This is a genomic window from Xanthobacter variabilis (assembly GCF_043831965.2).
Classification (GTDB): Bacteria; Pseudomonadota; Alphaproteobacteria; order Rhizobiales; family Xanthobacteraceae; genus Xanthobacter.
In genome coordinates this window covers 3,367,519-3,379,374 of sequence record NZ_CM195533.1, presented here as the reverse complement: position 1 = coordinate 3,379,374, position 11,856 = coordinate 3,367,519, and the positions used below count along the sequence as shown (strand labels likewise).

The 11,856-nt window shown below is 69.0% G+C and carries 15 protein-coding genes; 11 read left to right on the top strand and 4 right to left on the bottom strand.

Going from position 1 to position 11,856, the window contains the following annotated elements; translation table 11 throughout:
- Positions 1-4 precede the first annotated feature (4 nt).
- The 3 genes from V5F26_RS14800 to cobS are packed head-to-tail and all read right to left on the bottom strand — an operon-like array spanning position 5 to position 1,759.
- Complete coding sequence (locus tag V5F26_RS14800) at positions 5-712, bottom strand: retropepsin-like aspartic protease family protein (RefSeq protein ID WP_234050496.1); 708 nt, start codon at positions 710-712, stop codon at positions 5-7.
- 38 nt (positions 713-750) lie between these two features.
- Entirely contained in the window at positions 751-957 is a 207-nt protein-coding gene (locus V5F26_RS14795) for a DUF1289 domain-containing protein (RefSeq protein WP_509210512.1), read from the bottom strand.
- A 16-nt stretch (positions 958-973) separates the two neighbouring features.
- Positions 974-1,759 (bottom strand): adenosylcobinamide-GDP ribazoletransferase, encoded by a 786-nt coding sequence (gene cobS, locus V5F26_RS14790; protein ID WP_394056741.1) that lies wholly within the window; start codon positions 1,757-1,759, stop codon positions 974-976.
- A gap of 232 nt (positions 1,760-1,991) precedes the next feature.
- Here cobS and V5F26_RS14785 point away from each other — a divergent pair, with 232 nt between their 5' ends.
- The 9 genes from V5F26_RS14785 to surE all read left to right on the top strand — a co-directional run bounded on the left by V5F26_RS14785 (position 1,992) and on the right by surE (position 9,989).
- Positions 1,992-3,200 (top strand): peptidoglycan DD-metalloendopeptidase family protein, encoded by a 1,209-nt coding sequence (locus V5F26_RS14785; RefSeq protein ID WP_394946299.1) that lies wholly within the window; start codon positions 1,992-1,994, stop codon positions 3,198-3,200.
- 104 nt (positions 3,201-3,304) lie between these two features.
- Positions 3,305-4,318, top strand: coding sequence for a beta-N-acetylhexosaminidase (gene nagZ / locus V5F26_RS14780; protein WP_394946298.1), 1,014 nt, complete (start codon positions 3,305-3,307; stop codon positions 4,316-4,318).
- A gap of 2 nt (positions 4,319-4,320) precedes the next feature.
- Positions 4,321-5,127, top strand: a complete 807-nt coding sequence (locus V5F26_RS14775) for a segregation and condensation protein A (protein WP_394946297.1) — start codon at positions 4,321-4,323, stop codon at positions 5,125-5,127.
- Positions 5,124-5,834, top strand: a complete 711-nt coding sequence (scpB, locus tag V5F26_RS14770) for an SMC-Scp complex subunit ScpB (protein ID WP_234050491.1) — start codon at positions 5,124-5,126, stop codon at positions 5,832-5,834. The genes V5F26_RS14775 and scpB overlap by 4 nt, the downstream gene beginning before the upstream one ends.
- A gap of 138 nt (positions 5,835-5,972) precedes the next feature.
- Positions 5,973-6,206: a twin-arginine translocase TatA/TatE family subunit gene (locus V5F26_RS14765; RefSeq protein WP_234050490.1), complete on the top strand. Its 234-nt coding sequence runs from the start codon at positions 5,973-5,975 to the stop codon at positions 6,204-6,206.
- 60 nt (positions 6,207-6,266) lie between these two features.
- Positions 6,267-6,773 carry a Sec-independent protein translocase protein TatB gene (gene tatB, locus V5F26_RS14760; RefSeq protein WP_394946296.1) on the top strand — a complete coding sequence of 169 codons (507 nt, stop codon included), beginning with the start codon at positions 6,267-6,269 and terminating at the stop codon, positions 6,771-6,773.
- Complete coding sequence (gene tatC / locus V5F26_RS14755; protein ID WP_394056750.1) at positions 6,770-7,576, top strand: twin-arginine translocase subunit TatC; 807 nt, start codon at positions 6,770-6,772, stop codon at positions 7,574-7,576. Before tatB ends, tatC begins: the two co-directional genes overlap by 4 nt.
- A 107-nt stretch (positions 7,577-7,683) precedes the next feature.
- Positions 7,684-9,153: a serine--tRNA ligase gene (gene serS / locus V5F26_RS14750; RefSeq protein ID WP_394946295.1), complete on the top strand. Its 1,470-nt coding sequence runs from the start codon at positions 7,684-7,686 to the stop codon at positions 9,151-9,153.
- A 68-nt stretch (positions 9,154-9,221) separates the two neighbouring features.
- Positions 9,222-9,989 (top strand): 5'/3'-nucleotidase SurE, encoded by a 768-nt coding sequence (gene surE, locus V5F26_RS14745; RefSeq protein ID WP_234050486.1) that lies wholly within the window; start codon positions 9,222-9,224, stop codon positions 9,987-9,989.
- 9 nt (positions 9,990-9,998) lie between these two features.
- On the opposite strand, the gene V5F26_RS14740 is transcribed toward surE, so the two are convergent.
- Positions 9,999-10,724 carry an SDR family oxidoreductase gene (locus V5F26_RS14740; RefSeq protein WP_394946294.1) on the bottom strand — a complete coding sequence of 242 codons (726 nt, stop codon included), beginning with the start codon at positions 10,722-10,724 and terminating at the stop codon, positions 9,999-10,001.
- 164 nt (positions 10,725-10,888) lie between these two features.
- Between V5F26_RS14740 and soxR the strand changes: the two genes are divergently transcribed.
- The gene (soxR, locus tag V5F26_RS14735; protein WP_394946293.1) at positions 10,889-11,362 is read left to right on the top strand and encodes a redox-sensitive transcriptional activator SoxR; all 474 of its coding nucleotides are present in this window, start codon (positions 10,889-10,891) and stop codon (positions 11,360-11,362) included.
- A 177-nt stretch (positions 11,363-11,539) separates the two neighbouring features.
- A complete protein-coding gene (locus V5F26_RS14730; RefSeq protein ID WP_234050483.1) occupies positions 11,540-11,836 on the top strand; it encodes an FAD assembly factor SdhE in 297 nt (98 codons plus the stop codon).
- Positions 11,837-11,856: the final 20 nt, after the last annotated feature.

Sequence of the window (11,856 nt, the reverse complement as noted above, 5' to 3'; positions counted from 1 at the left end):
GCGATCAGGGCGCGCGGGCGCCGCGCATGATGAGGCGGTTGCCCCGGAACTCGAACGCTTCCAGGCGCGAGAGGAAGCTCATGCCCAGCAGCGAGTTGCGCAGCGCGCCGGGGGGCGAGATCAGGGCTCGCACCCGCCGTTCGACGATGCCGCCGACGATGATGTTGTCGATCTGCACGGCGGCGGCCTTCACCCGGCCATTGGCGGTGTCCACCGGCACGTCATAGGTGATGAAGTCCAGGGGCAGGCCGGCGGCGCGGGCGTCCTCCTGTGTCAGCACCACGGACGAGGCGCCGGTGTCCACCAGCATGTGAACGGAGGCCCCGTTCACCGTGCTCCACACCGAAAAGTCGCCGTCGGCCCCGCGCTCGATCTCCACCGTCACGTCTCCGCCGCCGGAAACCGTCAGCGCCCGGCCGGGCACCAGCTGGGACATGAAGCGGTCGCCGAAGGCCTGAAGCGGCAGGCGGTAGATGTAGACGCCGCCCAGCAGCACCGCCAGCAGCAGCCAGAACACCGCTGCCAGCACCGCATCGGTGAAGCGGCCCTGGAAGCGGGAGAGCAGCCCGGAGCCGATCCAGATGCCGATGGAGCCGAGCGCCACCAGCGCGCCGAACTTGTCGAGGCTCAGCCCCGCCACCTCGCCCTGGTCGTGGTGGGCCACCAGCACCACCAGCCCAATCAGCAGGATGATGAGCAGAACCCAAAGCATGCGATCGCCGCGATAGCCCATTTCGTCGCCCCCGGCCCTCAGCAGCCCGCAGGGGCGGCAGCGCGCGCCAGCCGGCCGGCGAGCTCCGACATGATGCGTTGCCGCTCGCTCGCGGACATGGAGGCCCACCCGGTGATCTCCTGCAGGCTGCGCCCGCAGCCGGTGCACAGGCGGTGCGTGGGGTGCACCGCGCAGCGCTTCACGCAAGGCGTGGCCATGGGCGCGGACGAGGAGGGGTGCGACACGAAGGTGACCTCAGCTTCACGCAAAGATAAGCACGGCCAGCAGGAAGACAATCTCGCTGATCTGCTGGGTGGCCCCCGCAACGTCGCCCGTCTGCCCGCCCAGCAGGCGGGCCGAGAGGAGGCCCATCACCGCCAGCACGGCGAGCGGCGCCAGCAGGCCGGCGAAGGCCGTGGTGACGCCGAAGCACGGCACCAGCACCAGCACCACAACCAGGGCGGCGACCAGGGCGCATGAAACGGCGGCGCGCGGCGCTGGCTGCCCGACCGATGCGGAGGCGCCGTCCGCCCGCGCGGAGGGCAAAGCGCGCAGCATCAATATGCCGGTGGCGCGGGAGGCCGCAGCCGCCGCGAGGAGGGCCAGCGCGGCGCGCCCCGGGTCCGCGCGGGCGATGAGGGCTTCGAGGATGCCGACCCGCAGCAGCAGCGCCAGCACCAGCGCCGTCGCGCCGAACGAGCCCACGCGGCTGTCGCGCATGATGGCGAGGCGCCTCTCGCGATCGCGCCCGCCGCCGAACCCGTCGGCTGTGTCGGCAAGGGCATCCTCCTGCAGCGCGCCGGTGATGAGCACGAGCGTCGTCACCGCCAGCGCAGCGGACAGGAAGGGCGAGAGGTGCAGCCCGCTGGCTGCCAGCAGCACCAGCCCGCCCAGCGCCCCCAGCACCGCGCCCGCCAGCGGAATCGCATAGGCCAGGCGGTCCAGATTAGGGGCGGCGTGGGGGGCTTCCCCCCATTCCGGCAGCGGCAGGCGCGAATAGAAGCGCAGGGCGGTCACGATGTCTTCGGCGAGCGGCTTCAAAGCCATCAGCGATGCTTTTCCCTTGTCGGGCCAAGCCGCCATGGCCGCGCCCGAAACATCCGCCACTGTGGGAACCCGATTTGGGTCGCGGGTCAAGGCCCCGCTCACGGACTGTGTCGATTCTGCAACGGCGTGCGGAAAGTGTGTGTGCAGGCGCTGACCCTGCGTTGGCTTAAGCCGGCATTTACGCCTGCGACCTCTAATGGGCCACAGTTCTGTTGCGTGCGAGTACGGTCACATGCGTAATTTCAGCGAGACCAAGGGGCGCAGCGTCGTCGCGCGACTGGCCGTGATCGGGCTCATGTCCGGGACAGTGGCCGCCTGCAGCTCCGATACGTCCCGGTTTGCCGGTATTCCCGATTTCGGCTTTGGCAACACCCAGTCCGCGGCCCCCGCGCCGGATGTGACGGGGTCGGTGCGAAGCGCGCCCACTGGGCGTGTCGATTCGTCCGCGCTGCCTCCGCCGCCCACCGGCGGCCCCAATTCCTATGCCTCGTCCGGCGCTGGCCAGCCGCTTTATGGCGCACCGAATTATGGTGGCCAGGGCGGCTCGTTGGCCTCCGGCAGCTATGTGGCGCCCGGCTACACGCCTCCCTCGGCGCCGGTGGCCCCGCGCGTCGCCGGCGGCACCCACACGGTGCAGGGGGGCGAAACCCTCAATTCGGTCGCGCGTCTTTATAATGTGACGCCGGCCGCCCTTGGTGCCGCCAACGGCATCGCGCCCGGCAACACCGTGCGCACCGGCCAGACCCTTGTCATTCCTCCGGGTGGCCATGGGGCGACCGTGGCGCAGGCCCCGGCAGCCGCCGCGCCGCGCGGCTCGGGCACGCTGGGAACCATGCCCGCGCCTGCTCCCGCCCCTGCGCCCACCGTCGCGGCTGCCAAGCCGGCCCCGGTGCCGCCCACGTCCGCCAAGCCCACTCCGGTCGTGGTGGCTTCTCCTGCGCCGGAGCCCCTGAAGACGGCTGCCGCGGCCCCGTCTCCGGCGGCGTCTCCCAAGGTGGAGACGGCCGCCAAGGTGTCCGCCGTTGCCGATGCGGATGATGCGCCGCGCACCGCGGGCGGCGGTCCGCAGTTCCGCGCGCCCGTTCGCGGTCGCGTGATCTCCTCCTTCGGGCCGAAGCCCGGTGGCGCCCGCAATGATGGCGTGAACTTCGCCGTGCCCGAGGGCACTGCCGTGCGCGCCGCGGAAGACGGTGTCGTGGCCTATGCCGGCAACGAGCTGAAGGGCTACGGCAATCTGGTGCTGATCAAGCACTCCGACGGCTATGTCACCGCCTATGCTCATGCCAGCGAGCTGGACGTGAAGCGCGGCGACACCGTGCGGCGCGGGCAGATCATCGCCAAGGCTGGCCAAAGCGGCGGCGTGCAGAGCCCGCAGCTCCACTTCGAGATCCGCAAGGGTTCGACCGCTGTCGATCCGTCGCGATACGTGGCCGGGCTCTGAGCCGGTCCGCAACAGAACCGCCTTCGGCCGGGCTTGTCCCGGCCGTTTTTATTTGGGCGCCGCACCGCCTTGACGCGACGCGGGAGCGCTTATAGGGGCAGATCATGTCGTCACGGGCCTTCATCGCCGGTTGCTCCGGCCTCCGCATCACGGCTGAGGAGCGGCGCTTCTTCGCCGCCACCGCGCCGTGGGGCTTCATCCTGTTCGCGCGCAATGTGGAAAGCCCGGACCAGGTGCGCACCCTGGTGAGCGAGCTGCGCGATGCGGTCGGCTGGGCGGCGCCGGTGCTGATCGACCAGGAGGGCGGCCGCGTGCAGCGCCTGCGCCCGCCCCTTTGGCACGACGACCCGCCGGCCGAGGCGTTCGGCAACCTTTACCTCACCGATCCCGCCTCCGCGCTGGCGGCGGCGCGGCTGAACTCGCGCGCCATCGCGGCCGATCTTACCGCTCTCGGCATCGATGTGGACTGCCTGCCGGTGGCGGACCTTCGCCATCCGGACGGGCACGGCATCATCGGCAACCGCGCTTATGGAACCGAGCCGGTCGCCGTGGCCGCGCTGGCCCGCGCGGCGGCGGAAGGGCTGCTGGAAGGGGGCGTGCTGCCTGTGGTGAAGCACATTCCCGGCCATGGCCGCGCCCCGGCCGACAGCCACGAGAAGCTGCCGGTGGTCCGCGCGCCCCGGGCCGAGCTGGAGGCGACCGACTTTGCCGCCTTCCGCGCCCTGGCGGACATTCCGCTCGGGATGACGGCACATGTGGTCTACCTGGACATCGACGCGGAACACCCGGCGACCACCTCCCAGGTGGTGATGCGAGACATCATTCGCGGCAGCATTGGCTTTGCGGGCGCGCTCATGAGCGACGACCTGTCCATGGGCGCCCTGGCGGGCACGCTGGAGAGCCGCAGCCGTTCCGCTCTCGCGGCGGGCTGTGACCTTCTCCTGCACTGCAATGGCAAGATGGAGGAGATGGAGCAGGTGGCCGGCGCCGCGCCGCTGCTGGAGGGGCTTGCCGCCGAGCGTGCCGCGCGCGCTTTGGTTGTGCGCCAGCCGGCCGGGCAGGTGGACGCGGCGGCCCTGCGGGCCGAGGTGGCGCACCGGCTGGGCGCCACGGCCTGACCATGGCCGGCGGCGACTTCCCCGAGCTTGGCGACGAGCGCCCGGAGAGCGGGGAAGAAGCCTTCGTGGTGGATCTCGACGGGTTCGAGGGGCCGCTCGACCTGCTGCTGGCTCTTGCGCGCACGCAGAAGGTGGACCTCACCCGCATCTCGATCCTGGCCCTGGCCAACCAGTATCTCACCTTCATTGAGGAAGCGCGGCGCGGGCGGCTGGAGCTGGCGGCCGACTATCTGGTGATGGCGGCGTGGCTTGCTTATCTCAAGTCGCGGCTGCTTCTGCCCGCTCCGCCGCAGGAAGAGGGCCCGAGCGCGGAGGAGCTGGCGGAGGCGTTCGCCCGGCGCTTGCGCCACCTGGAGCGCATTCGCAAGGCGGCCGAGCAGCTCATGGCGCGCCCGCAGATGGAGCGGGAGGTCTTCGCCCGCGCCCGCCCGGACCCCGCGAGCCTGCCGCAGCGCCCGGTGGCCTACACCGCGACCCTCTACGACCTGCTTTCCGCCTATGCGCGCCAGCGGCAGACACAGGCTCTGTCCACCGTCACCCTGAAGCTGCGCGCGGTGTGGTCCCTGGCGGAGGCGCGTGAGCGGCTGGAGCGGTTGCTGGGCCGCGATCTGCTGACCGACTGGATGCGGCTCGACCAATTTCTGGTAGAGTATCTCACCCGGCCCGACCAGCGGGCGACGGCGCTGGCCTCCAGCTTCTCTGCAACGCTGGAGATGGTGCGCGAGGGGCTTGTCGACATCCGCCAGGAGGCTCCATTCGCGCCCTTGTGGCTGCGCGCGCGGGCACGCGGGGCGGGAGAGAACACATGAAGAAGCCGGCGCCGCGCATCGATCTGTTCGACGTGCGCCCCGATGACGAGCGCGCCGCCACGTTCGTGCGCGACCTGCGGGTGGTGGAGGCGTTGCTGTTCACCTCCTCGGCGCCCGTAGACGCGCGCGCGATGCGCCCGCATCTGTCTGAAGGCGCGGACATCGGCGCCCTGACCGATGCGCTGGCGGCCGACTATGCGCGGCGGGGGGTGAACGTGGTGAAGGTGGCCGGCGGCTGGATGCTGCGCACCGCGCCCGATCTTGCGCCGGCCCTGGCGGACCTTGTGCCCGAGCAGCGCAGGCTTTCCCGCGCGGCTGTGGAGGTGCTCGCCATCATCGCCTATCACCAGCCGGTGACGCGGGCGGAAATCGAGGAGATCCGCGGCGTCTCCACCTCCAAGGGCACGCTGGACGTGCTGCTCGAAACGGGGTGGATCCGCCTGCGCGGCCGCCGCAAGGCCCCCGGCCGGCCGGTCACCTACGGCACCACCAGCGCCTTCCTGGTGCAGTTTGGCCTCGATGCGGTTTCCGACCTGCCGGGCATGGACGAGCTGAAAGGCGCCGGGCTGCTGGATGGGCGCATTCCTGCTGGATTCGCGATTCCCCTGCCGTCCGATGACATCACCCTGCGGGAGGACGAGGAGCCGCTGGAGCCGGAGCCCCTCGATTTCACGCTTTCGCCACCGCCCGGTGACGACGAGGGCTGATCGGGGCGCGCCGTCACCACGGGGCCTGTGGACATGGCGGGCGTCCTTGTTTTCGCCGCGCCTGGGGCCTAGTGTCAGATTCCGAATACCCCAATGCTGCGGTATGGGGGTCCTGAGACCTTTCGGAGGATGACCGGAATGGGTTCGATGAGCATCTGGCACTGGATCGTGGTGCTGGCCGTGGTGCTCCTGTTGTTCGGCCGGGGCAAGATCTCCGACCTGATGGGTGACGTGGCGAAGGGCATCAAGTCCTTCAAGAAGGGCATGGCCGAGGACGACGAGCCCGCGAAGCCGGCCGCATCCGAGCCCCCGCGCCCGTTGCCGAGCCAGACCACCAGCGCCGCCACCGAGGGCGAGAAGAAGGCCGTCTGACGGTCCGTTCCCCTTTTGCGTTGAGAAAGGCGGCCGCGTGGCCGCCGGCGTGAGGCCCTTATGTTCGATATCGGCTGGTCCGAGCTGATGCTGATCGGCATCGTGGCGCTGATCGTCATCGGCCCCAAGGAGCTGCCTTCGGTGCTGCGCACCGTGGGCCGCACCGTGACGAAGCTGCGCCGCATGGCCGGCGAGTTCCAGGGGCAGTTCCAGGAAGCCCTGCGCGAGGCGGATATCGCCGATATGCGCAAGGAAATCACCGACATCACCGACACCGCCCGCTCGTCCATGACGAGCGTCGGCGCCGGGGAGGCGTTCGACCCGCTAAAGTCGATTCGCGAGGAGATTCGGGCCACGGTGGAGGGCGCAGCCAAGCCCAAGGCCGCGGCGGAGATTGCCACTGGCGCGCCAGGCCCCGCGCCGGCCGCGCCCGAGGCGCCGGTGGAGGCGCTGATTCCCCCGCCATCGGATGAGCCGCTGCCGCCGCCTGTCTTCCCGGTCGAATCCTCGCCGGTGCCCGCGCCGTCGCCCGCCCAGACCCCAGCGCCCAGCACGAGTCAGCAATGAGCGACGAGGACGATATCGACGCATCGAAGGCCCCGCTGATCGATCACCTGATCGAGCTGCGCGCGCGCCTCATCAAGTCGCTGGTCGCCTTTCTGGTGGCGTTTTTCCTGTGCTTCACCTTCGCCAAGCAGATCTACAACCTGCTCTTGTGGCCTTATGAGTTTGCCTCGGGCTTCGCGCCGGGCATCAAGCTCATCTATACGGCCCCGCAGGAATTCCTGTTCACGCAGATCAAGCTGGGCATGTTCGGGGCGGCGTTCCTGTCGTTTCCCGTGGTGGCGGCGCAGCTCTACATGTTCGTGGCGCCGGGCCTCTACAAGCATGAGAAGGCGGCCTTCCGCCCTTATCTCATCGCCACGCCGATCTGTTTTCTCATTGGCGCGGCCTTCGTCTATTTCATCGCCATGCCGCTGGCGATGACCTACTTCCTGAACATGCAGCAGGCCGGCGGCGACGGGCACGCGGAAATTTCGCTGCTGCCGCGCGTGTCGGAATATCTGTCGCTCATCACCACGCTGATCCTGGCCTTCGGCATCTGCTTCCAGCTCCCGGTGGTGCTGACACTGCTAGGCCGCATCGGCGTTGTGACGCAGGACATGCTGCGGAAAACGCGCCGCTACGCCATCGTCGGCGTGTTCATCGCTGCCGCGGTGCTCACGCCGCCGGACGTCATCAGCCAGCTCTCCCTTGCCCTGCCGACGCTGCTTCTCTACGAGGTGTCCGTCTATCTGGTGGGCGTCGTCGAAAAGCGGCGGGCGGCGGAAGAGGCGGCGCGCGAGGCGGCCGACATCTCCGCGGGCTGAGCGCGGCGAAGCGTCTTCCAGACCATCGCGATTTGGACGGGGACGGTGGCGCGGCCCATGCGGGCCGCCCAAGGCCGGCCCTATGCGGCGAGCAAAGAGGCCGGCACATGCACGATATCAAGTGGATCCGCGAACAGCCCGAGGGCCTGGTGGACGCCCTCGCCCGGCGCGGCGGCGAGGCCGCGGAGGCGCGCTTGGTCGCCGATCTCCTGGTGAAGAAGGTCATCGGCCTCGATGAGCAGCGCCGCACCGCGCTCACCAGCCTGGAAGGCCTGCTGGCGCGGCGCAACGCCGCCTCCAAGGAGATTGGCCAGGCCAAGGCGCAGAAGGACGAGGCCCGCGCCCAGGCGCTGATGGCCGAGGTCGCCAAGATCAAGGAAGACGTGCCGGCGCTCGAGGCCGAGGTGAAGTCGGTTGAGCAGGAGCTCGAAGCCGAGCTCGCCGCCATTCCCAACGTGCCCTTGCCGGACGTGCCCGTGGGCAAGGACGAGCACGACAATGTGGAGCGCCACCGCCACGGCACCCCGCGCGGCTACGCCTTCGAGACCAAGCAGCATTTCGAGGTTGGCGAGGGTCTCGGCCAGATGGACTTCGAGACCGCCGCGAAGATTTCCGGCGCGCGCTTCGTGGTGAACAAGGGGCCGCTGGCGCGGATGGAGCGGGCGCTCGGCCAGTTCTTCCTCGACACCCACACCGGCGAGCACGGCTACATGGAAGTGAACCCGCCCATTCTGGTGCGGGACGAGGCCATGTACGGCACCGCCCAGCTGCCGAAGTTCGAGGATGACCAGTTCTCCACCACCCGCGCCGTGGAGTTCTCCGCCGCCCTTACCGAGGCGCAGAACATTGCCGCGCAGGAGATTACGGGGCTGCTCGCCTCCGGTCTCGATGTGCCGAGCGCGCTCGATCGGGTGGACCTGGCGGCCCATATCCGCAAGGTGCAGGTGGCCAACCGCCTGTGGCTGGTGCCCACTGCCGAGGTGCCGCTGACCAATCTGGTGCGTGAAAGCATTCTTTCCGAGGAAGAGCTGCCTTTGCGCATGACGGCGCTCACCCCCTGCTTCCGGGCCGAGGCAGGTGCGGCGGGGCGCGACACGCGCGGCATGATCCGCCAGCACCAGTTCAACAAGGTGGAGCTGGTTTCCGTCACCACGCCCGAGAAATCGGGCGAGGAGCACGAGCGCATGCTGGCCTGCGCCGAGGCGGTGCTGAAGAAGCTGGACCTGCATTATCGCGTGGTGACCCTGTGCACCGGCGACATGGGCTTTGGGGCGCAGAAGACCTACGACATCGAGGTGTGGCTGCCGGGGCAGGGGGCGTTCCGCGAGATTTCCTCGTGCTCGGTGTGCGGCGACTTTCAGGCGCGGCGCATGAATGCCCGCTATCGCCCCGCCGAGGGCAAGGACGGCAAGGCCGCGCCGCGTTTCGTGCACACGCTGAACGGCTCGGGCGTGGCCGTGGGCCGTGCTCTGGTGGCAGTGCTGGAAACCTACCAGCAGGAGAATGGCGCCGTGGCGGTGCCCGATGCCCTGGCTCCTTATATGGGCGGGCTCAAGACCATCGAGAAGCTGAAGTAGAGCGAGCGGGCAGGCGGCGTCAGGGGGCGCCGCCTTTCTTTCGGGCGCGGCGAGAAGGCGGGAGACACATGCGTATTCTGGTGACCAACGACGACGGCATTCACGCCTCCGGCCTCGATGCCTGCGCCCGCATCGCGCGCACCTTCTCCGACGACGTGTGGGTGGTGGCGCCTGAGTTCGACCAATCGGGCGTCGCTCATTCGCTGTCCCTTTCGGACCCGCTGCGCCTGCGGCAGATCGACGAGCGCCGCTTCGCCGTGAAGGGCACGCCCACCGATTGCGTCATCATGGCGGTGCGCCACATCCTGGCCGACCAGCCGCCGGATCTGGTGCTGTCCGGCATCAACCGGGGCCAGAATATCGCGGAGGATGTGAGCTATTCCGGTACCGTGGCGGGCGCCATCGAGGGCACCATCCTGGGCATTCCCTCCATCGCCTTGTCCCAGGCCTTCGGCATCAAGAGCCGCGAGAACCCCAATTATCTCACCGCCGAGACCCACGGCCCGCGCATTATCCGCGCGCTGCTGGAGGAGGGGATTCCGGCCGGCATCGTCATGAACGTGAATTTTCCCGACCGCGCGCCGGAGGAGATCACAGGCGTCGCCGCCACCGCCCAGGGCCGGCGGGACCAGAAGCTCATGCGGATCGAGCCGCGCCGCGACGGGCGCAACAACCCCTATTATTGGATCGCCTTCGAGCGCCGCATCTTCGAGACGGCTCCCGGCTCCGATCTGCGTGCCCTGGATGAGGGGCGCATCTCCGTCACCCCGCTGCGCCTCGACATGACGGACGAGCCGCTGATGACGCGGCTCGCCCTGCTGTTCGAGGGCAAGTAAGGGTAGCGCCTACCAGGGCAGCTCGCCCGCTTCGTTGACGAACTCGCCGGTCGGTCCCTCATCGTCCAGCTGCGCGAAGCGGATGGCGATGACGGCGGCCTGCTCGGGCGTGCGGTCCCCCGCGAAATTGGTAGCCTCGGTGGCGGTGTAGCCGGGGCAGATGGAATTGACCTTGATACCCGCCGCCGCGAGCTGCCTGGCATAGCTCACCGTCAGCGCATTGACGGCGGCTTTGGAGGCGGCATAGGTGGGCAAGGCGAATTCTGCATAAGGCCAGTCCGCCCGCGCCCGCAGGCCGAACGACGCCAGCTCCGACGACACATTGACGATCCGCCCCCGTCCGGAGCGGGTCAGCAGTGGCACCATGGCTTCCGTCAGCCGCACGGTGCCGACCACGTTGACCGCAAGGGTGCGCTCCATGCGCTCGGTCACCGTGAGATCCGGCGCGAAATCCAGCGCGATGCCCGCATTGTTGATGAGACTGTCGAGGCGCCCGTAATCCTGCTCAATCAGGCGGGCAAGGGCGGCGACGCTGGCTTCGTCCGTGGTGTCCAGCTGCACTGCGCGCGCCTTCAGGCCTTGGGCGGTGAGCGCGGCGGCGGCGGTTTCACCGCGGGCAAGATCACGCGCGCCCATCAGCACGAGGATGCCGGCCTTTGCAAGGCCGGTGGCGATGGCCAGGCCGATGCCACGATTGGCGCCGCTGACGAGGGCAATGGCGGGAAAATGGTCCATCACAAATCCGCTCCGAAGTGCGACAGGCGCGCCCGCGGGCAAAATGGACCGTGGCGTCGGCTGCTGCTGGAACCCCGTGGCCAGGTGGCCCGGAGAGCTTGCGCGTGCAAGCCGACACCTCGTATAAAACCTCAACCATAGTTGAGGTCAAGGCGGGCACGCGCATGGTCGGTGCGGCAAGGGCGCCCATCCTGCTTTCGGTGGGCGAGGTGGCGCGGCGCAGCGGGGTGAACATCTCCACCCTGCATTTTTATGAGGCGAAGGGGCTGATCGCCTCGCAGCGCAGCGGCGGCAACCAGCGCCGGTATTCGCGCGATATTCTGCGGCGCGTTGCCATCATTCGCGTGGCCCAACGGCTCGGCGTGTCGCTGACGGAGATCGCGGCGCTGCTGCGCCCCATCCCACCGGGCAAAAACCCCAGCGTGGCGGATGTGCGGGCCATGGCCGCCAACTGGAAGGCCGCGCTTCAGGCCCGGATCGACGGCTTGACCGAGCTGCGCGACCACCTGGAGGGCTGCATCGGCTGCGGCTGCCTGTCCCTGGACGATTGCCCGCTCCGCAATCCCGATGACACCCTCGCCACATGTGGCCCGGGCGCCGTGCTCCTCACCTCCTCGCACGAGGGGGAGGGCCGCTAGGGCTTTGCGGCGGGGGGAGACGGCGCGCGTGGGGCAAATGCGCCGGGCCTGAACGGGACCGCGCGGAAGGCTGGCCAATGCTGGGCCATTGCCTCTATAAGCGGCGGCGTGGAAATCTGCGGACGCTTCCTTTTCGGGTGCGGCCGTTCGTGCCGTTCACTGCCGAAAGGTCATCTCATGTCGGGCACCCAGCGCTCCAGCGCCGATCTCGATCCGCGCCGCCGACGCCTCCTCTATCGCGCCTGGCATCGCGGCATGCGGGAGATGGACCTCATCATGGGCAAGTTCGCGGATGCGGAGATCGGAAATCTCTCCGATGCCGAGCTCGACGCGTTCGAGAATCTCATCGATGCCCAGGACCATGACATTTTTTCCTGGATCTCCGAGACGAAGCCGGTGCCGGGGGAATATGACACGCCCCTGTTCACCCGCATGAAGGCCTTCCACGATGAGGGCCGGGGCGTGCCGGAATAGGCCCCGCTCCCGACTTTCCT

Excerpts from the sequence above, each read along its gene's own strand:
- V5F26_RS14800 (WP_234050496.1), bottom strand. The coding sequence starts at position 712 with ATGCTTTGGGTTCTGCTCATCATCCTGCTGATTGGGCTGGTGGTGCTG.
- cobS (WP_394056741.1), bottom strand. The coding sequence starts at position 1,759 with ATGGCTTTGAAGCCGCTCGCCGAAGACATCGTGACCGCCCTGCGCTTC.
- V5F26_RS14785 (WP_394946299.1), top strand. The coding sequence starts at position 1,992 with ATGCGTAATTTCAGCGAGACCAAGGGGCGCAGCGTCGTCGCGCGACTG.
- nagZ (WP_394946298.1), top strand. The coding sequence starts at position 3,305 with ATGTCGTCACGGGCCTTCATCGCCGGTTGCTCCGGCCTCCGCATCACG.
- V5F26_RS14775 (WP_394946297.1), top strand. The coding sequence starts at position 4,321 with ATGGCCGGCGGCGACTTCCCCGAGCTTGGCGACGAGCGCCCGGAGAGC.
- scpB (WP_234050491.1), top strand. The coding sequence starts at position 5,124 with ATGAAGAAGCCGGCGCCGCGCATCGATCTGTTCGACGTGCGCCCCGAT.
- V5F26_RS14765 (WP_234050490.1), top strand. The coding sequence starts at position 5,973 with ATGGGTTCGATGAGCATCTGGCACTGGATCGTGGTGCTGGCCGTGGTG.
- tatB (WP_394946296.1), top strand. The coding sequence starts at position 6,267 with ATGTTCGATATCGGCTGGTCCGAGCTGATGCTGATCGGCATCGTGGCG.
- tatC (WP_394056750.1), top strand. The coding sequence starts at position 6,770 with ATGAGCGACGAGGACGATATCGACGCATCGAAGGCCCCGCTGATCGAT.
- serS (WP_394946295.1), top strand. The coding sequence starts at position 7,684 with ATGCACGATATCAAGTGGATCCGCGAACAGCCCGAGGGCCTGGTGGAC.
- surE (WP_234050486.1), top strand. The coding sequence starts at position 9,222 with ATGCGTATTCTGGTGACCAACGACGACGGCATTCACGCCTCCGGCCTC.
- V5F26_RS14740 (WP_394946294.1), bottom strand. The coding sequence starts at position 10,724 with ATGGACCATTTTCCCGCCATTGCCCTCGTCAGCGGCGCCAATCGTGGC.
- soxR (WP_394946293.1), top strand. The coding sequence starts at position 10,889 with ATGGTCGGTGCGGCAAGGGCGCCCATCCTGCTTTCGGTGGGCGAGGTG.
- V5F26_RS14730 (WP_234050483.1), top strand. The coding sequence starts at position 11,540 with ATGTCGGGCACCCAGCGCTCCAGCGCCGATCTCGATCCGCGCCGCCGA.